Below are 18,968 nucleotides of genomic sequence, written 5' to 3'. Positions count from 1 at the left end.
GCCAGTTCTATCTGCCAGTCGTGCAGCGGGCAGGCGCCGCGCATGCCGGCGACCTGGCCCGGATGGGGCACGTCGCCGGCACTGAACATCTCGATGCCCGCCACCTTGAGCCGGGTGCCGGTGCTGGAGCCCTGGTAGCGGGCGAAGCCGAGCATGGCCAGGTGATTGGCGCAGACCTTCGCCTGCTCCATCAGTGGCGCCACCAGCCCATAGGAGATCCCCCGATGGTTCGCGCATTCGCCGATGGCGTAGATGCGCGGGTCGTAGGTCTGCAGGGTGTCGTCCACCAGGATGCCGTGCTTGCAGGGCAGGCCCGCACGCTCGGCGAGTTCGGTGTTGGGCGTGATGCCGGCAGCCATCACCACCAGGTCGGCGGTGATGATTTCGCCGCCGGCCAGTTGCACGGCGCAGACGCGACCGGCGCCGTTGTCGATCAGCTCCTCGGTTGCGGTGCCCAGGCGGAAACGGATGCCGCGAGCCTGCAGGGCCCGCAGCAGCTTGTCGCCGGCGCTCTGGTCGAGCTGTTTCTCCAGCAGCCAGTCGGCCAGGTGCACCACGGTCACATCCATGCCGCGCTGCTTGAGGCCATTGGCCGCTTCCAGTCCGAGCAGGCCACCGCCGATCACCACGGCGTGGCTGTGGCTGCGGGTCGTTTCGATCATGGCGCGGGCACCGGCGATATCGCGGTAGCCGATCACCCCCTGCAGGCGGTTGCCCGGGATGGACAGCCGGCTCGGCGTGGAGCCGGTGGCGATCACCAGGCGGTCGTAGTCGGCACAGGTGCCGTCCTCGGCTATCACCTGGCGGCGCCGGCGATCGATCTTCACCACCTTGCGGCCCAGCAGCAGCTCCACGCCGTTCTCCGCGTACCAGGCCAGGTCGTTGAGGATGATCTCCTCGAAGGACTGCTCGCCGGCCAGCACCGGGGAGAGCAGGGTGCGATTATAGTTGGGGTGGGGTTCGGCGCCGAATACGGTGATCTGGTACTGCTCAGGGGCAAGCCGCAGCAGTTCTTCGAGGGTGCGCACTCCGGCCATGCCGTTTCCGATCATTACCAGCTTGGAAGTCTTCATGCCAGGACACTCCTGCATAAATGTCGAGCAAACAAAAAAGGCGTCCCGCTGTTGCCAGCAGGACGCCTTTGTCCAAGTCCCGTTCGATCGGGAAAGTGCCGTCTCGTCGTTGAGGCGGGCGCTTTTTGTAGATTGTCGAGCTAGCTGTTGCAGCCACCGTGCCAACCCTGGAAGCCTCGCATTCCGCGGCCTGCCGCCCTGACTTGCGGGTCGCCGCGCACTGGGCTGGGGCGTGTCGCCCTGATCTGGTGCGTCAGCCCATCGACAGGCCGATCAGCAGCGCCAGGTTCAGCACCAGGGACAGCAACGCGATGCCGCGCCAGACCTTCAGCGGCTCGCGCTCCAGCAGGGGGCGGGGCCTGGCGCTGAGGGCACGGCATTCGCCTTGCTCCAGGGCCAGCAGCCATTCCTCCATCGTCTCGTAGCGCGCGGCGGGGTCGGCGGCGACGGCGCGGGCCAGACATTCGTCCAGCCAGCCGGGCAGGTCGGGTCGGTAGCGGCTGGCCGGGGTGGGCGTGCCGAAGCGTGGATGCTGGAAAGGCTCGATTTCGCCAAAGGGATAGTGCGCGGTGAGCAGTTGGTAGAGGGTCACCCCGGCCGCGTAGAGGTCCTGGCGAGGGGAGGGTGCGGCGCCGCTGAAGGCTTCCGGTGCGATGTAGCTGGGGGTGCCGGGCAGGCTATGGGCTTCGTCCTGGGAGAGGCCGGGGCAATAGGCGAGGCCGAAATCCAGCAGGCGCAGCTCGCCGTCATCACCCCAGTGCAGGTTTTCCGGCTTGATGTCGCGGTGCAGGATGTTGCGTCGATGCAGTTGGCCGAGCGCCTTGAGCAGGCGTGGGGCGATGTCCAGCCACTGCGGCAACGTCAGGGGACCACTCATGCGCAGGTGTTCGGCCAGGGTCTGGCCGGTGTATTCGCGCTGCACGTAATAAAGATGCTGGCGCTGGGGCAGGGGGTGGGCTTCGGGGAAGTGCCGCCCGGCGACACGTCGCAGGAACCACTCTTCCAGCATCAGCGCCGGACCGGCGCCGGGTTCGTCTTGGCGGCTGGCGGGCAGGGTCTTCAGCAGCCAGCGCCGATCCTGGCCATCGCGCACCCGATAGACCATGGACTGGCGGGACTCGGCCACCAGTCGCCCCACCTGCCAGCCTTCGAAGGCCTGGCCTTCCTGCAGGCGCGGCGGCAGGGGCCACTGGTCCAGTTGCGCCAGGGTATCGGCCAGGCCCGCCTGGGGCAGGTTGTCGACGCGAATCAGCAGCGCGCTGGCGTTGTCCTGGCCGCCGGCCAGGTGCGCGGCGCTGACCAGCGCCTGGGCGGCGGCGGGGAGGTCCTGTTCGTCTTCCAGGATGCGCTGAATGCCCTGGTCGCCGAGCACGGCCCAGACGCCATCGCTGACCAGCACGAAGCCCTCGCGTTCCGCCAGTTCGCCGTCGAGGTAGTCCACCACCAGGTGTTGGTCGAGGCCCAGGGCGCGCTTGAGCACATGCTGCATGCCGGGCTGTTCCCAGACATGGTCTTCGCTGAGGCGCAGCAGTTGCTCGCCATCCCAGCGATAGGCGCGGCAGTCGCCGACATGGGCCAGGGTGAAGCGGCGCCCGCGCAGCACCATGGCGGTGAGGGTGGTGAGCAGCGGCTGGCCGCCGCCGTTGGCCTGCAGCCAGCGATTGTGGGCCACCAGCAGGCGATCCAGGGACTGGGCCACGGCCCAGGTTTCCGGCGTGGAGTAGTAGTCCAGCGCCAGGGCCTGAAGGGTGGCGCGGGCGGCCAGGCCGCCGTCGGCGCACTGGCTGACGCCGTCGGCGAGGGCGAAGAGGTAGCCCTTGCTGGCGGCCAGGGCGGGGGCCGGGGTCACGACGCGGATGGCGTCCTGGTTCTCCGCCCGGGGGCCGGTGGCGCTGGCTTCGCCGAAGGCGAGTTGCAGGGTCATGGACGGGTTTTCCTGGCGTGCGAAAGGAGCGCCGGGCGCTCCTTGTCGGTCGGAACCTGGCGCCGCACGGGGCGACGCCAGGACAGGGCTGGTCTCAGACACGGGCCGCAGTCACCGCTGCCGAACCCCAGGTGGTGCGCCAGCGCTGCTTGACGCCGTAGAGGCCGAACCAGGCCACCACGCCCAGGCTGGCGAACAGCCACAGGCCGAGCTGGTAGTCGCCGGTGCCTTGCTTGATGGCGCCCAGGCCCGCGGTCAGGCAGAAGCCGCCGATGCCACCGGCCATGCCGATGAGGCCGGTCATCACGCCGATTTCCTTGTGGAAGCGCTGGGGCACCAGCTGGAACACCGCGCCGTTGCCGGCGCCGAGGCTCAGCATGGCGACCACGAACAATGCCAGGGCGACGTTGGCGCTGGAGATGTGGAAGCCCACGGCGGCGATGCACACCGAGGCCAGGGTATACACCACCAGCAGGGTGCGGATGCCGCCGACGCGGTCGGCGAAGGCGCCGCCCAGGGGGCGCATCAGGCTGCCGGCGAAGACGCAGGCGGCGGTGTAGTAGCCGGCGGTCACCGGCGCCAGGCCGTACTGGTCGTGGAAGTAGCCGGGCAGGGTGCTGGCCAGGCCGAGGAAGCCGCCGAAGGTCACGCTGTAGAACAGCATGAACCACCAGCTGTCGCGGTCACCCAGGGCCTTGAGGTAGTCGCCGAGCGCCTTGGGGGCGGGGCGGTTGGGGGCGTTGCGGGCGGCCACGGCGAAGATCGCCAGGGTGAGCACCAGCGGGATCAGCGCCAGGCCGAAGACATTGTTCCAGCCGTAGAGCGCCGCCAGGCCGGGGGCGAAGAGCGCGGCCAGCACCGTGCCGGAGTTGCCGGCGCCGGCAATGCCCAGGGCCTTGCCCTGGTGCTGCGGCGGATACCACTGGGAGGCGAGCGGCAGGGCCACGGCGAAGGAGGCGCCGGCAAAGCCGAGGAACAGGCCAAGGAGCAGGGCTTGCTCATAGCTGTGGATGCCCGTCTGCCAGGCAACGAAGAGGGCGGCGATAACCACCACCTGGCCGATCAGGCCGGCGGTCTTGGGCGAGGTGCGGTCGGCCAGCATGCCCATCAGGAAGCGCAGGACAGCGCCGGCCAGGATCGGCGTGGCGACCATCATCGCGCGCTGCTGGGTCGTGAGTCCGAGATCGGCGGCGATCTGCACGCCCAGCGGGCCCAGTACGTACCAGACCATGAAGCTCAGGTCGAAGTAGAGGAAGGCGGAGAACAGGGTGGGCGTGTGGCCGGCTTTCCAGAAATTCGTTGTCATCGAACACCTCATCTGCAGTTAGGGGCCGGGAGGCACGCGCATCGTGATCGAAGCCACGGCGGTCGCACCTCCCGGTAAAACGTCGCGCTTGTGGCGCTTCGTCCTGCGGCAACGCCGCAGCGGGATTGAGTGAGCTGCAAGCGAACGTCCGGATCCCGGCCCGTCCACCGCCCCATCGCTGGGGCCGGAACGAAAAAGGCGCCGCACCACTGCCCGCATTGCTGCGGAGTGACGCGACGCCTTTGTCGTGTAGTAGGGCAACCGCCGTTGGCTACCTCTGCATGGTGCAGAGCAAGAGCCGGGCCAATCTGCGAAAGCTACGTGCTAGAGCGGTTTTGCCGGGTTGGATGAGCATCCTGGCTGATTCAAAACGGGGCGATCGAAACCCTGTTGCACCGAGTTGAAGCCGGATCGGCTCAGTCCAGCCAGTTGACCTGCGGGAAGGTGCTGCGGAAACCCTCGGGCATGGGCACTACGCGCCCATCGTGGTAGTTGAAGAAAACGAAGCCGGACTTGGCCATGGCCACCAGCTTGCCGTCGGCCGGGCGGGTGATGCGGAAGGTGATGTCGCCGCCGTACTTGTTGAAGTCCATGACCCCGACCTCGAACAGCAACTGGTCGCGGGCGTGGGCCTCGGCGCGGTAGGTGGTGGCGAGGTCGGTGACGATGATGCCGGTGCCGTCTTCGGCCGTCTCGCTGATGCCGAACTCGAACAGGAAGCGCGCCCGGGCTTCGGAAATCATCGAGATCATCGAGTCGTTGCCCAGGTGGTTGGCGCCGTTGATATCGGTGACGCGTACGGTCAGGTGGGTGGAGTAGCAGTACTGGTCTTCGGGGAAATTCAGGGTCAGGCGGGCCATCGATACCTCGGGCGTGGGAGCGGCAAGGCGCCGATTCTACTCTTGTGCGGTCCGATGGCCCGGCATTCTCGGGCTGAATCTCAGCGGTGCAGGCCGTTGAGCCAGTAGAAGGTGACGCGGCCGCCTTCGTTCTTCGCCCCATGGTTGTCCTGGATATAGGCGCCGGCCTTGAAGTAGAGCTGCTGTTTGCTCCAGTAGCCGCTGAGCTGGCGATAGAGGTTGCCGTTATCGCCCTTGCTGGTGACCGTGATGCCCAGTTTGCCGGTGGGGGTGATGCGCAGGTCGTAGCCGAAGCGCTCGCCGAGGGCGACGTTCTCGGCCAGCAGGATGTTCTCCACTTCGCTGTCGCCTGGGCGCTTGCGCAGCAGCGCCTCGATCCGGCCGTTGCCGCGCAGGTAGTGGTACTGGATCTTGAGCAGTGGGTCGTTCTGGCTGCCGGGCTCGTCCTTGCTGTGGATCTGCCCGATGACGATCTTGTTCTGGCTCGGTACCTGCTCCACCGACAGCACGGCGCTGAGGTAGTTGTCGGCACTGGCGTGGTACCAGTAGCTCAAGGTGCCGTCGGCCTGGGTCTCGCGCAGCTCGGTGCGGGGATAGCTGGCGTCCTCGGTGCGCGCGCCGTTCACCGGCACCCAGAAGCTGATGCTGCCATCCGAATTGCGCCGGAAATACTGGCTCGAATAGCCGTTATTGAGGCGGGCGGTAGTGATGAGGGTATTGGACGTGGTGGCTGGGACCGTCAGGTTCCAGGTGCTGAGATCTATCACTGGATGTCCTTGTGCTGAATATCTGGAAGCAGCAGTTCGTACATGCAGAGGGTGGAAAAGTTCCGGAGGGGATCGCCAGGGAGGGAAGTTTGGACTTTGGTGCCTGGTTCGTTGCAAACCGGCGAGGGGCGGAAATGTTTGATCAGTTGGTTAGAAAGTTGCCGTATCCGGGCAAGTAACTTTATACAAGACGTGTTTTAAACTGGGCATCCCTGCCCAGTTGTCTGTTACGCAGAGGCGAGTGCGGGGCTCACTCGGGAAGGAGTGAGGTTTTCTGCTCTGTTGCTTGCCCACTTCACCAGCAGCGTCATCGCGACGAAGCCAAGGCAGATGAACAGCGGGTAAGCGAACATGATTTCGCCAAGGGAGTATTTCCAGCTAAGCGGGCGGGCGATGCCCAGCATGGCCGCATAGAACCAGGAAACCCCGGAGACGACGCCCGAGAATACCGCGAGGGTACGGGCATTCACTTCCATCTTCACCAGCGTGCCAGCCTTGGTGATGGCGGGCAGTACAACGTGGTGCAGGAGGAAGCCGTTAACGGTCAACAGCGTAACGATCAGGATCTTGGCCTGAAGCTTGGGGTTGAGGAAATACACCGCGCCTTTGACAGAGTAGTCCAGCAGTACGATACCGATCCCTGTAACCCAGAGTGCCGCAAGTGCAAGCAGTACAGTGTTCTTCAGAGTTTCAAGATGGGTTTTGTCGCTGTGGGCAGCGTCGTCTTTCCCAGTGACCAGTGCCTTGATCATGGCGAAATCGCTGGTCAGGACCAGGCCAATTGCCACGCAGCACGCGATCAGGTGGGCATAAACAACACCCATGCGCATTAATTCCATGGTTGCTTCCTGTTTGAACAGGGAAGTAATTAGATGATACAGCTCCATGGTTTACCTCTTGTTTTACAAAGTAAGTTGGTGTGCTGATGCAGTAAGGGCACCGATTTATGTTGTTTTCTTACTATTTGGCCTCTATGGGCCTTTAGCGGTCAGGTTGTTTCGCATATCTGGTTTTATTCATGTCTTCATACGCATCCCTCCTTTTTTGAGACAAAGAATCCACCTGCACGTGAACTTGTGCATTTGGAATCACTCCGGACTCAAGGGGAAAAAGACATGCGCGCCATCAGCCGACCATGGCTCAAAAAGTGGCGCGATGGATTCTGGCTTTCATCAGAGTAGGAAATGTCTGATTTTGTTCAGAAATTGATCTGAAAGCCGACGAGCGGTGGTTAGCGCAGGGGCACTGCAAGCCCCTGAAAAGGTAAGGAAACCTTGCCAGGCGGGCGTTTCAGGAAAGTTCAGCTGAGAGTGCGCCCTCTGTGACCAGAGGGCGCGAACCGGCGTCAGGCCTTGCCGGTTTTGCGGGGCTTGGCCGCGGGCGGCGACTCGATCAGGCCGTCGGCACGGAACATCCCCTTGATACCGCGAACGGCCTGGCGGATGCGGTCCTGGTTCTCGATCAGGGCGAAGCGCACATGGTCGTCGCCGTAGTCGCCGAAGCCCAGGCCGGGGGAGACGCAGACCTTGGCCTCGGCCAGCAGCTTCTTGGAGAACTCCAGGGAGCCGAGGGCGGCGTAGGGCTCGGGAATCTTCGCCCACACATACATCGAGGCCTTGGGGTTCTCCACCATCCAGCCGATCTCGTGCAGGCCTTTCACCAGTACGTTGCGGCGCTGGCGATATTGCTCGGCGATATCCCGTACGCATTGCTGGTCGCCTTCCAGGGCGGCGATGGCAGCTACCTGGAGCGGGGTGAAGGTGCCGTAGTCGTGGTAGCTCTTGATCCGCGCCAGGGCGCTGACCAGCTCCGGGTTACCGACCATGAAGCCGATTCGCCAGCCGGCCATGTTGTAGCTCTTGGACAGGGTGAAGAACTCCACCGCGATGTCCTTGGCGCCGGGTACCTGCATGATGGAGGGCGCCTTCCAGCCGTCATAGACGATGTCGGCGTAGGCCAGGTCGTGCACCACCAGTACGTCGTACTGCTTGGCCAGGGCGACCACGCGCTCGAAGAAGTCCAGCTCCACGCATTGGGCCGTGGGGTTGGAGGGGAAGCCGATGATCATCATCTTCGGCTTCGGGATGCTTTCGCGAATCGCCCGCTCCAGCTCGGCGAAGAAGTCCACGCCGGGCACCAGGGGCACCGAGCGCACCTGGGCGCCGGCGATCACCGCGCCGTAGATGTGGATGGGGTAGCTGGGGTTGGGTACCAGCACCGTGTCGCCATGGTCCAGGGTGGCGAGCATCAGGTGAGCCAGGCCTTCCTTGGAGCCGATGGTGACGATGGCTTCGCTTTCAGGATCGATCTCCACGTCGTAGCGGTCCTTGTACCAGCGCGAGATGGCTCGGCGCAGGCGTGGAATACCGCGAGAGGTGGAGTATCCGTGGGTGTCTTCACGCTGGGCGACCTGCACGAGCTTTTCCACGATATGCGGCGGGGTGGCGCCGTCGGGGTTGCCCATGGAGAGGTCGATGATGTCTTCGCCACGACGGCGCGCGGCCATCTTGAGTTCGGCGGTGATGTTGAAGACGTAGGGGGGGAGACGATCGATGCGCGCGAAACGGCGCGGTGAACGCTGGTCAGCCATGCTTTCCTCGGATACGTAAGCGCCCGGAACCGTCCGAGCGACGTCGGCCACTGCGGTGGCCTGGCGGCGAAGATAAGGGCTGCGGGAGGGCTTGTCGAGCGAAGTTTCGCTGCCCGTTCTTGGTCCGGGTGTCGGCCGCAGCGACCGGCACCCGGGTGGGCTCAGCGACCGCCGCTGGCCTTCAGGCGGACCAGCAGGTCGGCCAGCTGCTGGATATCGGCATCGCTGGTGCGCCAGGAGGAGACGCTCAGGCGAAAGGCCGGCCGCCCCTGCCACAAGGTCGGGCCGAACCAGACTTCGCCCGACGCCTGGGCCGCGTTGCGGATGGCGACGGTTTCCTCGTCGCTGTCAGCGCGCACCAGCACCTGATTGAGCACCACGCGGTTGAGCACCTGGTAGCCGGCCTCGCGCAAGCGCTCGGCGAGGTACCCGGCCTGGTCCAGGTGGCGGTCGATCATCGCCGCGAGCCCGTCGCGGCCGAGGCTCGCCAGCGCCGCCCAAATGGGTACGCCCCGTGCGCGGCGGGAGAATTCCAGGGTCAGGTTCTTCTGCGCGTCCCGCGAGGCGCTGGCGTATGCCGCGTCACTGTTCATCGCCGTGGCCAGGGCGTCGGCGTCACGGCAGATTGCCATGGCGCCGTCGTACGGGGTGTTCAGCCACTTGTGGCCGTCGCAGGTCCAGCTGTCGGCCTGCTCGATTCCGGTGGCCAGGTGGGCTTGGGACGAGGCGCGGACCCAGAGGCCGAAGGCGCCATCGACATGGACCCAGGCATTGGCGGCGCGGGCGCGGGGGATCAGCTCGGCGAAGAGGTCGAATTCGCCGGTATTGACCTCGCCGGCCTGCAGGCAGAGCAGGGTCATGTCGTCCAGCGGCGGCAAGCGCGCGGGGTCGATGCGGCCGTGCGCGTCGGTGGGCGCCACCAGCAGGCGCCTGGTGCCGAAGCCGAGGATGCGCAGGGCCTTCTTCACCGTGATGTGCACGCTGGCGGACACCACCACGCGCACCTCCGGCGCGCCCATCAGGCCATCGCTGTCGAAGTCCCAGCCCTTGCGCGCCAGCAGGGCGCGGCGCGCGGCCGAGAGACAGGCCAGGGTGCAGGCGGTGGCGCTGGTGCCGAAACCCACGGCGCTCTGGGCCGGCAGACCGAGGCTTTCCAGCACCCAGCGGGCGGCGACCTTCTCGATGCGATCGGCGGCGGGGGAGTTGTCGAAGGACGAGGCGCACTGGTCCCAGGCCAGCGCCAGGCGTTCGGCCGCGGCGGCGGCGGGCAGGGTGGCGCCAATGACGAAGCCGAAGTAGCGCCCGCCATTGGAGGCGGTGGTGGCGGGGGAGCCGAGCTCATCCAGCTGGCGCAATACTTCGGCGGGATCGCGGCCCGTTTCCGGCAGAGGGCTGTCGAAGGCGGCCAGGGCGGCGATGGCTTCCGGCGCGGGGAATACCCGCCGTCCGGGGATGCCGTCGAAATAGGCGAGGGCGCGGCGATCGGCGTCCTCGAGGAGCTGGCGTTCGTTGTCCATGGAGGCCTCGCGGGCGGGTAGGAGGGCCTACCTTAGCCCGTCGCGGCCGGCGCCAGCAGATACACCTGACTGCGTACAGTTGTGAGCGTCAGTGACCGAGCATGTCGTGCATGGCGATGATCTGTTCGGCCACCTGCAGCAGCTTCTGCTGGCGGCTCATGGCCTGGCGGCGCATCAGGGTATAGGCCTCTTCTTCGTTGCAGTTCTTCATCTTCATCAGCAGGCCCTTGGCCAGCTCGATGCGCTTGCGCTCGGCCAGTTGCTGGTCCCGAGCGCTGATCTGGGCGCGCAGGGCCTGGTCGCTCTCGAAGCGCGCCATGGCGACGTCGAGGATAGGTTGCAGGCGGTCGGCCTGGATGCCTTCGACTATGTAGGCGCTGACACCGGCCTGGATGGCCTGGCGCATGACCTTGGGGTCGTGCTCGTCGGTGAACATGACGATGGGGCGGGGCTGGTCGCGACTGACCAGCACCACCTGCTCCATCACGTCGCGGCCGGGGGATTCGGTGTCGATCAGCACCACGTCCGGGCGAATGGCTTCGACCCGGGCCGGCAGGTCGATGGTCAGGCCGGATTCGTCGATGACCTCGAAGCCGGCTTCCACCAGGGCGGCCTTGAGGCGGCCGACTTTCCTGGCGGTGTCGTTGATCAGCAGGATGCGCAGCATGGCAGCGGTCTTCCCTAGCGGCTACAGGGCGATGGCGCGGGCATTGCCGGCCAGGGCGTGGATCGGGAAGCTGCGGGCGTAGCCGGCAGGGTCGCTACCGTCCCAGGTGCGACCGTCGATCAGGGTGGCGCTGCGCATCAGCGGCGGCACCTCGATGCCGAGGGCCTCGGCGGCCTGGCGATAGATATCCAGGCGCTGCACGCGCTGGGCGACGGCGAGGTAGTCGGGGTCGTCCCGCAAGAGGCCCCAGCGGCGGAACTGGGTCATGAACCAGATGCCATCGGAGAGGTAGGGCATGTTCACCTGGCCGTCGCCATGGAAGCGCAGCGGATGCCGGTCTTCCCAGGCATTGCCGAGGCCGTCCTGGTAGTGGCCGAGAAAACGCGGCTCCACCGCCGAGAGCGGCACGTCCACGTAGTCGCTGCCGCTGATCAACTGGGCGGTGCTGCGGCGATTCTCCAGGCTGCCATCGATGAAGCGGCTGGCCTCCAGTACGGCCATGGTCAGGGCACGGGCGGTGTTGGGGTAGCGCTCGACGAACTCGCGGGTGACGCCGAGGACCTTCTCCGGGTGGTCCGGCCAGATCATCTGGCTGGTGGCCAGGGTGAAGCCCTGGCCCTGCTCGACGGCCAGGGCGCCCCAGGGGCCGCCGGCGCAGAAACCGTCGATACGGGCGGCCTTGAGGTGGGCGACCATCTGCGAGGGCGGCACTACCACTGTGTCGACGTCGCGCAGCGGGTGGATGCCCTGGGCCGCCAGCCAGTAGTTCAGCCACATGGCGTGGGTGCCGGTGGGGAAGGTCTGGGCGAAGGTCAGGCGCGCACCGTCATGGCGCACGTGGCGGCCCAGTGCCTCGGAACTGGTCACGCCGACGCGCTTGAGCGGTTCGGAGAGGTTGATGGCCTGGCCGTTCTGGCAGAGACCCATGAGGATGGCCATCTCGGCGCTGGGGCCACCGATGCCTAGTTCGATGCCGTAGACCTGGCCGTAGAGCGCTTGCGCGGCGTCCAGTTCGCCGCAGAGCAGCTTGTCGCGCAGGCTGGCCCAGGAGGACTGGCGCTGGAGGTTGAGGGTCAGGCCGTAGGGCTGGGCGAAGCCCTGGGTGGCGGCGACGATCAGCGAGGCCGAGTCGGTCAGGGGCATGAAGCCCAGGTTGAGCATGCACTTCTCCGGTGCGTCGCTGCCGGCGACCCAGGCCAGGTTGTCCGCGCGCGTGGTGTTCTGCGAGTCCGTCATCTTGGTTGCCACCTATCAGCAAAATGGCGCCGATCCGGAGCAGCCGGGGCCGGCCGGAATCGACGCCATTGTCATCAGCCCGCCCCGCCGTTGGAGTGAGCCTCGTTGGGGGCTGATCAAGCAAGCGATATGCCAGCGGCGCATAAAAGGAGCCCCGCGATAGCGGGGCGAAGGATTCGAGGTCGGAGCAACCTCAGCGTTCGATGATCTGCTTCACGTGGCTTTGCGGGATTTGCTGGCTGCGACCTTCATGGTCCTCGAATTCGAGCATGCCGGTGTCGTCGTCCAGTTCGGGTTTTTCGTCCGTGGCGATGAGTTGGCCGTCGGTCGTGGCGATCAGGTATTCGCTCGAGCAGCCGGCCAGGCCGAGGGAGCAGATCAGGATCAATAACCAGGTTTTCATGGCGGCCTCCCCGTCGTGGAACCCGATACCTGGAACATAGCTGCTGGCGGGGAGGGTGCAAGTCGGCCGAGGGTATTTGTTCTGGCCGGCTTCGACGGGCATCCGGAAAAGAAAAAGCCCCGCACGAGGCGGGGCTTATTCCTTACCGGGATACCGATGGGGCCTTAGGCCTGAACCACCGGGATCTTGGCGTTTGCAGCGGCTTCCTTGTACTCGGCGATCTGGTCGAAGGACAGGTAGCGGTAGATATCGGCAGCCATGCTGTCGATGTTCTTCGCGTATTCCATGTACTCCTCGACGGTCGGCAGTTTGCCCATGATGGAGGCAACGGCCGCCAGTTCGGCGGAGGCCAGGTAGACGTTGGTGGCGTCGCCCAGGCGGTTCGGGAAGTTACGGGTGGAGGTGGAGACCACGGTGGCGCCGGTCTGTACGCGGGCCTGGTTGCCCATGCACAGGGAGCAGCCCGGCATTTCCATGCGCGCGCCAGCCTTGCCGTAGATGCCGTAGTAGCCTTCTTCGGTCAGCTGGTGCTGGTCCATCTTGGTCGGCGGAGCCAGCCACAGACGGGTCGGGATACCGCCCTTGACCTTGTCCAGCAACTTGCCGGCGGCGCGGAAGTGACCAATGTTGGTCATGCAGGAGCCGATGAACACTTCGTCGATCTTGTCGCCGGCCACGGTGGACAGCAGGCGGGCATCGTCCGGGTCGTTCGGCGCGCAGAGCACGGGCTCTTTCACGTCAGCCAGGTCGATCTCGATAACGGCGGCGTATTCGGCGTCGGCATCACCTTGCAGCAGCTCCGGCTTGGCCAGCCAGGCTTCCATCGCCTTGGCGCGGCGCTCCAGGGTACGGGCGTCGCCGTAGCCTTCACCGATCATCCAGCGCAGCAGGGTGATGTTGGACTGCAGGTATTCGGCGATGGCCGACTCCGGCAGCTTGATGGTGCAGCCAGCAGCGGAACGCTCGGCCGAGGCGTCGGACAGCTCGAAGGCTTGTTCGACGGTCAGGTCGTTCAGGCCTTCGATCTCGAGGATGCGGCCGGAGAAGATGTTCTTCTTGCCCTTCTTCTCGACGGTCAGCAGGCCAGCCTGGATGGCGTAGTAGGGGATGGCATGCACCAGGTCACGCAGGGTGATACCGGGCTGCATCTTGCCCTTGAAGCGCACCAGAACGGATTCCGGCATGTCCAGCGGCATGACGCCAGTGGCGGCGGCGAAGGCTACCAGGCCGGAACCGGCCGGGAAGGAAATGCCGATCGGGAAGCGGGTGTGGGAGTCGCCACCGGTGCCGACGGTGTCAGGCAGCAGCATGCGGTTCAGCCAGCTGTGGATGATGCCGTCGCCCGGACGCAGGGACACGCCACCGCGGGTCTTGATGAAGTCCGGCAGGGTGTGGTGGGTGTTGACGTCGATGGGCTTCGGATAGGCCGCGGTGTGGCAGAAGGACTGCATCACCAGGTCGGCGGAGAAGCCGAGGCAGGCAAGGTCTTTCAGCTCGTCGCGGGTCATCGGGCCAGTGGTGTCCTGGGAACCGACGGTGGTCATCTTCGGCTCGCAGTAGGTGCCCGGACGTACGCCCTGGCCTTCCGGCAGACCGCAGGCGCGGCCAACCATCTTCTGCGCCAGGGTGAAGCCCTTGCCGCTGTCGACCGGGGATTCCGGCTTCTTGAACAGGTCGGTGGCACCCAGGCCCAGTTCGGCGCGGGCTTTCTCGGTCAGACCACGGCCGATGATCAGCGGGATACGGCCGCCGGCGCGGACTTCGTCCAGCAGGACCGGGGTCTTCAGTTCGAAGGTGGTGACCACTTCGCCGCTGTCGTGGCGAACGACCTTGCCTTCATAGGGATACACGTCGATGACGTCGCCCATGGCCAGGTTGGTGCAGTCGAATTCGATCGGCAGGGCGCCGGCGTCTTCCATGGTGTTGTAGAAGATCGGGGCGATCTTGGTGCCGAAGCAGAAGCCGCCGCCGCGCTTGTTCGGGACGAAGGGGATGTCGTCGCCGAAGAACCACAGCACGGAGTTGGTGGCGGACTTGCGGGAGGAACCGGTACCAACCACGTCACCGACGTAGGCAACCGGGAAGCCCTTGGCCTTGACGGCTTCGATCTGCTTCAGCGGGCCTACGGAACCGGGTTGCTCCGGCTCGATGCCGTCACGGGCCATTTTCAGCATGGCCAGGGCGTGCAGCGGGATGTCGGGGCGCGACCAGGCGTCCGGAGCGGGGGACAGGTCGTCGGTGTTGGTTTCGCCGGGCACCTTGAACACGGTCAGGGTGATTTTCTCGGCGACGGCCGGCTTGGCCTGGAACCACTCGCCTTCGGCCCAGGACTTCAGCACGGCCTGGGCGGAAGCGTTGCCCTTCTTGGCGCGCTCGGAGACGTCGTGGAAGGAGTCGAACATCAGCAGGGTGTGCTTCAGTTGCTCAGCGGCGACGCTGGCCAGTGCGGCATCGTCCAGCAGCTCGACCAGGGTGGCGATGTTGTAGCCGCCCTGCATGGTGCCCAGCAGCTCGGTGGCGCGCTCTTTGGAGATCAGCGGGGAAGTGGCTTCGCCCTTGGCGACAGCGGAGAGGAAACCGGCCTTGACGTAGGCGGCTTCGTCGACGCCCGGCGGCACGCGGTTGGTGATCAGATCGAGGAGGAAAGCCTCTTCGCCGGCCGGCGGGTTCTTCAGCAGCTCTACCAGGCCTGCAGTTTGTTCGGCGTTCAGCGGCTGGGCTACGACACCCTGGGCGGCACGCTCTTCTACATGTTTGCGATAGGCTTCAAGCACAGTATTACCCTCATCAGTGGCCCTGGAGTCGTCCAGGGCGCTCATCCAGGAATCCGCCGAACGCATGCGCCGCACAGCTTTTTGGGCTGTCTGGCCAAGGTTTCGGCGGCCTCCATCGAGAAGCTGTTTTCAAAGTTTTACGCCGGAAGGAATACCTGATGAGGGCTGGCGGCGGACATCCCTGGCGGAATGCCCGGCGCCATTGTTTCCTGCCGGATCGACTGTGCTCGTGACGCTTTGAAAACAGCTTCCAACGGATATCGGCGCCTTAAATGGCGGGCTGATTCTAATGGAAAGGCTCGGCAAAGTTAAGATGAAATCCCTATTTCGCTGAGGGTGACCCTGATTAGACAAAGGGCTAAGATGGCTCGCCCGTTTCACCTGCCGAATCCGCTCTCCATGTCCAACCAGCGCATCAAGACGCCTTGCGTCGGCCTCTGTTCCACCGTCTATGGCGACCACGTGTGCCGGGGCTGCAAGCGTTTCCACCATGAAGTGGTGAACTGGAACCTCTACAACGAGGAAGAGAAGCGCGCGGTCTGGCGGCGCCTGGAGATCCTTCTGGTGCAGGTGATGGCGGCCAAGCTGGAAGTCTTCGACCCGGCCTGCCTGCGCCAGCAGCTCGAGCAGCGCCAGGTGCGCTTCGTCCCCGAACAGTCCCATTACTGCTGGGCCTACCAGTTGATCGCGCGGGGCTCGCGCATGATCAATCGCCTGGATGCCTACGGCGTCGTGCTGCTTCCGGAGTTCCGCGATTGGGCGCTGCCCGACCTGCGCGAAGCCATTGATCGGGAATTCTTCCTGCTCTCCGAGGCCCACTACGAGCGCTACATCGCGCCGCGCTTCCTCATCGAGGGTGTCGAAAGCCGCGTCTGAGCCCAAGAAAAAGCCGCCATCGAGGCGGCTTTTTCCATTGCGGGGCCATCAACGCTGCGCAACCAGCTCCTCCAGGTGGGCGATGATGGCCTCGGGTTTGAGCACCAGCACATCGCTTTCCAGGGCATCGAGCACCACTTCGGCGGTATTGCCGATCAGTGCGCCGGACAGGCCCGAGCGCGCCACCGTGCCGATTACCGTGACCCCGGCCTCCAGCTTGTGGGCGATGTGCGGAATCAGCACGTCGGCCGGGCCTTCCTCGATGTGCAGGCGTTCGTCGCTGATGTCGTACTCGGCCTGGAAGGCGCGGCACTCGTCGCGATAGCGCGCTTCGATGGTTTCCTTGAGCTGGAAGGTGGGGTCGGCCGCCGAGAGCATCGGCGACGGGTGGGCGCTGATCACGTGCAGGGTGCCGTGGGCCAGGCTGGCGATGTCGTAGCCATGGCTGACGATGGTGGCGTGCAGGGTGCGGTGCTCGCCGTCGCTGTTGCCGACGTCCACCGCCGCGAGGATGTTGCCGCCCGTCCAGGTCTTGTCGGTCTTGACCATCAGCACCGGGCCCGGGCAGTAGCGCAACAGCTTCCAGTCGTCGGGGGTGAGCAGGGCCTTCTTCAGTGGGTTGTCCGGCACATGCTGCTTGATGACCAGGCCACAGCCCTCGGACTGCTGGGCGGCGATGATGGTCTGGTGCTGGTTGTCCAGCCAGTTCTGCTGGGTGCTGACGCTATAACCCTCATCCTTGAGCGAGTCAGCCAGATCACTGAGGTAGTCGGCGTGGTTGCCCTTGCGGTCGCAGATCAGCAGGTGCAGGTGCGACTGGGTCACGCCGGCGATCAGTTTTGCCCTTTTCAGGGCAAGGCCCTCCGGCCGGTCCGGTTCCAATACCACCAGGATGCTGCGAATGGCTTGCATGGTCCTCATCTCCCTGTCGATGGCTTATAGCCAAAACAAATGTAGCTCCGATTCTGCTTTAGTGTTCTTGACATATATCAAGCGGTTCGGGCTGGCCGATGCGTCCTGCATTCGTATAATGCTCCGCCTTCGGGGGCCCGGCCAGCGCGGCACCCAGCATGACGAGAGCTATCCGTGAACCTGCCTGAGATCCATGACTTTCTTGGTTGCCGCACCCCTGACGCCTGGGTGGCGGCCGCATTGGCCGATCAGGAGACCCTGCTGATCGACCACAAGAACAACGAGTACAAGGCAGCCTCCACGGCCATGGCGCTGATGGCCAAGTACGCGACCCACCTGGACCTGATCAACTTCATGTCGCGCCTGGCGCGCGAGGAGCTGGTGCATCACGAGCAGGTGCTGCGGATCATGAAGCGCCGCAAGATCGACCTGAAGCCGGTGTCGGCGTCCCGCTACGCCTCGGGCCTGCGCAAGCTGGTGCGTAACCACGAGCCGCAGAAGCTGGCCGACACGCTGGTGGTGGGGGCCTTCATCGAGGCGCGCTCGTGCGAGCGTTTCGAGGCGCTGGTGCCGCACCTGGACGAGGATCTGGGCAAGTTCTACGGCGGCCTGCTCAAGAGCGAGGCGCGTCACTACCAGGGCTACCTGAAGCTGGCCTACCAATACGGTGACGCGCGGGAAGTGGATCACTGCATCGAGAAGGTGAGGGTGGCCGAGCGCGAGCTGATCGAGTCGCCGGACGAGGAGTTTCGCTTCCACAGCGGTGTGCCGGCCTGAATTGGAATGAATGAAAAAAGCGCCCCGCGGGGCGCTTTTTTCATGGGATGGATCAGCTCAGGCTGAACGGCGTCTGCACGAAACCCTGATCGTCCACCTGCAAGGCCCAGCCCTGGCGATCCCAGTCGCCGAGGACGATGCGTCGGGCTGGCTGGCCGTCCAGTTCCAGCTCATGGCTGGCGGGGCGGTGGGTGTGGCCGTGGATCAGGGTCCGGGCGCCGTAATTGCGCAGGATGCGCGGGATCTCGTCCGGGGTGACGTCGGTGATCTCCGCCGCTTTCTCGCGGGTCTGCATGCGGCTTTCCTTTCGCAGCTTGCGTGCCAGCTTGTGGCGGGTGGCCAGCGGCAGGTTGCGCAGGATGAACAGGCTCAGCGGGTTGCGCAGCCAGCGGCGCAGGCGCATGTAGGCCTCGTCCTGGGTGCATAGGCTGTCGCCGTGCATCAGCAGCACCGGCTCGCCGTTCATCCGCACCAGGCTAGGGTCCGCCAGCAAGGTGCAGCCGGCTTCGCGGCAGAACGCCTTGCCGAGCATGAAGTCGCGATTGCCGTGCATCAGGAAGATGCGCGTGCCGCTATCGGCCAGCTTGCGCAGGGCCTGGGCGATGGAGTGCTGGAAGGGGGTCATGGCGTCGTCGCCGATCCAGGCTTCGAAGAAGTCACCCAATATGTAGAGGGCTTCGGCCTGGGGCGCGCGGCTCTGCAGGAAATGAAGAAACGCCCGGGTAATGTCCGGGCGTTCTTCTTCGAGGTGCAGATCGGAGATCAGCAGGATCACTCGGCGATCTCGGCCTTCTCGATGATCACGTCGTCGACCGGGACGTCCTGGTGGCCGGCCTTCATGGTGGTGGCCACGCCCTTGATCTTGTTCACCACGTCCATGCCTTCGACCACTTCAGCGAACACGGCATAGCCCCAGCCCTGGACGGTGGGTGCGCTGTGGTTGAGGAAGCTGTTGTCGGAGACGTTGATGAAGAACTGCGCGGAGGCGGAGTGCGGCTCCATGGTGCGGGCCATGGCGACGGTGCCGACCTTGTTCGACAGGCCGTTGTTGGCCTCGTTCTTGATCGGTGCGCGGGTGGACTTCTGCTTCATGCCCGGCTCGAAGCCGCCGCCCTGGATCATGAAGTTGCCGATCACGCGGTGGAAGATGGTGCCGTCGTAATGGCCGGCCTTCACGTACTCCTTGAAGTTGGCCACGGTTTCCGGGGCTTTGTCTTCGAAGAGTTGCAGGGTGATGACGCCGTGGTTGGTATGCAGCTTGATCATTGGGTTATTCGCTCTATCGA

The 18,968-nt window shown here is 65.1% G+C and carries 16 protein-coding genes and 1 pseudogene; 2 read left to right on the top strand and 15 right to left on the bottom strand.

Annotation, left to right across the window (positions count from 1 at the left end):
• Positions 1 to 71: 71 nt before the first annotated feature.
• The 12 genes and pseudogenes from PCA10_RS18445 to acnB form a co-directional block, all read right to left on the bottom strand.
• A pseudogene (locus PCA10_RS18445) lies at positions 72 to 1,073 on the bottom strand (NAD(P)/FAD-dependent oxidoreductase); the annotation flags it as partial.
• Between the two features lie 253 nt (positions 1,074 to 1,326).
• Entirely contained in the window at positions 1,327 to 2,997 is a 1,671-nt protein-coding gene (locus PCA10_RS18440; protein WP_016493577.1) for a bifunctional protein-serine/threonine kinase/phosphatase, read from the bottom strand.
• A 94-nt stretch (positions 2,998 to 3,091) separates the two neighbouring features.
• Positions 3,092 to 4,303 carry a NarK family nitrate/nitrite MFS transporter gene (locus PCA10_RS18435; protein WP_016493576.1) on the bottom strand — a complete coding sequence of 404 codons (1,212 nt, stop codon included), beginning with the start codon at positions 4,301 to 4,303 and terminating at the stop codon, positions 3,092 to 3,094.
• Positions 4,304 to 4,719: 416 nt separating this feature from the next.
• A complete protein-coding gene (locus PCA10_RS18430) occupies positions 4,720 to 5,163 on the bottom strand; it encodes a thioesterase family protein (protein ID WP_016493575.1) in 444 nt (147 codons plus the stop codon).
• 80 nt (positions 5,164 to 5,243) lie between these two features.
• On the bottom strand, positions 5,244 to 5,930 hold the full coding sequence (locus tag PCA10_RS18425; RefSeq protein WP_016493574.1) for a polysaccharide lyase family 7 protein: 687 nt from the start codon (positions 5,928 to 5,930) through the stop codon (positions 5,244 to 5,246).
• 227 nt (positions 5,931 to 6,157) lie between these two features.
• The gene (locus PCA10_RS18420) at positions 6,158 to 6,817 is read right to left on the bottom strand and encodes a hypothetical protein (RefSeq protein WP_016493573.1); all 660 of its coding nucleotides are present in this window, start codon (positions 6,815 to 6,817) and stop codon (positions 6,158 to 6,160) included.
• Between the two features lie 458 nt (positions 6,818 to 7,275).
• Complete coding sequence (gene alaC, locus PCA10_RS18415) at positions 7,276 to 8,520, bottom strand: alanine transaminase (protein ID WP_016493572.1); 1,245 nt, start codon at positions 8,518 to 8,520, stop codon at positions 7,276 to 7,278.
• Positions 8,521 to 8,681: 161 nt separating this feature from the next.
• Positions 8,682 to 10,037 carry a pyridoxal phosphate-dependent decarboxylase family protein gene (locus tag PCA10_RS18410; protein ID WP_016493571.1) on the bottom strand — a complete coding sequence of 452 codons (1,356 nt, stop codon included), beginning with the start codon at positions 10,035 to 10,037 and terminating at the stop codon, positions 8,682 to 8,684.
• A gap of 88 nt (positions 10,038 to 10,125) precedes the next feature.
• Complete coding sequence (locus PCA10_RS18405) at positions 10,126 to 10,704, bottom strand: ANTAR domain-containing response regulator (protein WP_016493570.1); 579 nt, start codon at positions 10,702 to 10,704, stop codon at positions 10,126 to 10,128.
• A gap of 21 nt (positions 10,705 to 10,725) precedes the next feature.
• Positions 10,726 to 11,940, bottom strand: a complete 1,215-nt coding sequence (locus PCA10_RS18400) for an ABC transporter substrate-binding protein (RefSeq protein ID WP_016493569.1) — start codon at positions 11,938 to 11,940, stop codon at positions 10,726 to 10,728.
• A gap of 193 nt (positions 11,941 to 12,133) precedes the next feature.
• A complete protein-coding gene (locus tag PCA10_RS18395) occupies positions 12,134 to 12,343 on the bottom strand; it encodes a YgdI/YgdR family lipoprotein (RefSeq protein WP_016493567.1) in 210 nt (69 codons plus the stop codon).
• 164 nt (positions 12,344 to 12,507) lie between these two features.
• Positions 12,508 to 15,117 (bottom strand): bifunctional aconitate hydratase 2/2-methylisocitrate dehydratase, encoded by a 2,610-nt coding sequence (acnB, locus tag PCA10_RS18390; RefSeq protein WP_016493566.1) that lies wholly within the window; start codon positions 15,115 to 15,117, stop codon positions 12,508 to 12,510.
• 399 nt (positions 15,118 to 15,516) lie between these two features.
• Between acnB and PCA10_RS18385 the strand changes: the two genes are divergently transcribed.
• Complete coding sequence (locus PCA10_RS18385) at positions 15,517 to 15,993, top strand: DUF1289 domain-containing protein (RefSeq protein ID WP_041770343.1); 477 nt, start codon at positions 15,517 to 15,519, stop codon at positions 15,991 to 15,993.
• Between the two features lie 48 nt (positions 15,994 to 16,041).
• On the opposite strand, the gene PCA10_RS18380 is transcribed toward PCA10_RS18385, so the two are convergent.
• Positions 16,042 to 16,905, bottom strand: coding sequence for a universal stress protein (locus PCA10_RS18380; RefSeq protein WP_016493564.1), 864 nt, complete (start codon positions 16,903 to 16,905; stop codon positions 16,042 to 16,044).
• A gap of 174 nt (positions 16,906 to 17,079) precedes the next feature.
• On the opposite strand from PCA10_RS18380, the gene PCA10_RS18370 reads away from it, so the two are divergent.
• Complete coding sequence (locus PCA10_RS18370) at positions 17,080 to 17,682, top strand: MiaE family protein (protein WP_016493563.1); 603 nt, start codon at positions 17,080 to 17,082, stop codon at positions 17,680 to 17,682.
• Positions 17,683 to 17,734: 52 nt separating this feature from the next.
• Here the strand turns inward: PCA10_RS18370 and lpxH are convergent, their stop codons facing one another.
• Both lpxH and PCA10_RS18360 read right to left on the bottom strand, forming a co-directional pair.
• Complete coding sequence (gene lpxH, locus PCA10_RS18365; RefSeq protein ID WP_016493562.1) at positions 17,735 to 18,457, bottom strand: UDP-2,3-diacylglucosamine diphosphatase; 723 nt, start codon at positions 18,455 to 18,457, stop codon at positions 17,735 to 17,737.
• Positions 18,454 to 18,948, bottom strand: coding sequence for a peptidylprolyl isomerase (locus PCA10_RS18360; protein WP_016493561.1), 495 nt, complete (start codon positions 18,946 to 18,948; stop codon positions 18,454 to 18,456). Before PCA10_RS18360 ends, lpxH begins: the two co-directional genes overlap by 4 nt.
• Positions 18,949 to 18,968: the final 20 nt, after the last annotated feature.

It is taken from the genome of Pseudomonas resinovorans NBRC 106553 (genome assembly GCF_000412695.1).
Taxonomy (GTDB): Bacteria; Pseudomonadota; Gammaproteobacteria; order Pseudomonadales; family Pseudomonadaceae; genus Metapseudomonas; species Metapseudomonas resinovorans_A.
This window is presented reverse-complemented; position numbering and strand designations above follow the sequence as displayed.

What these genes read in the sequence shown, in the direction of transcription:
- PCA10_RS18385 (WP_041770343.1), top strand. Translation starts at nt 15,517, where the DNA reads ATGTCCAACCAGCGCATCAAGACGCCTTGCGTCGGCCTCTGTTCCACC.
- PCA10_RS18410 (WP_016493571.1), bottom strand. Translation starts at nt 10,037, where the DNA reads ATGGACAACGAACGCCAGCTCCTCGAGGACGCCGATCGCCGCGCCCTC.
- PCA10_RS18440 (WP_016493577.1), bottom strand. Translation starts at nt 2,997, where the DNA reads ATGACCCTGCAACTCGCCTTCGGCGAAGCCAGCGCCACCGGCCCCCGG.
- PCA10_RS18420 (WP_016493573.1), bottom strand. Translation starts at nt 6,817, where the DNA reads ATGGAGCTGTATCATCTAATTACTTCCCTGTTCAAACAGGAAGCAACC.
- PCA10_RS18435 (WP_016493576.1), bottom strand. Translation starts at nt 4,303, where the DNA reads ATGACAACGAATTTCTGGAAAGCCGGCCACACGCCCACCCTGTTCTCC.
- PCA10_RS18400 (WP_016493569.1), bottom strand. Translation starts at nt 11,940, where the DNA reads ATGACGGACTCGCAGAACACCACGCGCGCGGACAACCTGGCCTGGGTC.
- PCA10_RS18360 (WP_016493561.1), bottom strand. Translation starts at nt 18,948, where the DNA reads ATGATCAAGCTGCATACCAACCACGGCGTCATCACCCTGCAACTCTTC.
- PCA10_RS18430 (WP_016493575.1), bottom strand. Translation starts at nt 5,163, where the DNA reads ATGGCCCGCCTGACCCTGAATTTCCCCGAAGACCAGTACTGCTACTCC.
- PCA10_RS18380 (WP_016493564.1), bottom strand. Translation starts at nt 16,905, where the DNA reads ATGCAAGCCATTCGCAGCATCCTGGTGGTATTGGAACCGGACCGGCCG.
- PCA10_RS18395 (WP_016493567.1), bottom strand. Translation starts at nt 12,343, where the DNA reads ATGAAAACCTGGTTATTGATCCTGATCTGCTCCCTCGGCCTGGCCGGC.
- PCA10_RS18405 (WP_016493570.1), bottom strand. Translation starts at nt 10,704, where the DNA reads ATGCTGCGCATCCTGCTGATCAACGACACCGCCAGGAAAGTCGGCCGC.
- alaC (WP_016493572.1), bottom strand. Translation starts at nt 8,520, where the DNA reads ATGGCTGACCAGCGTTCACCGCGCCGTTTCGCGCGCATCGATCGTCTC.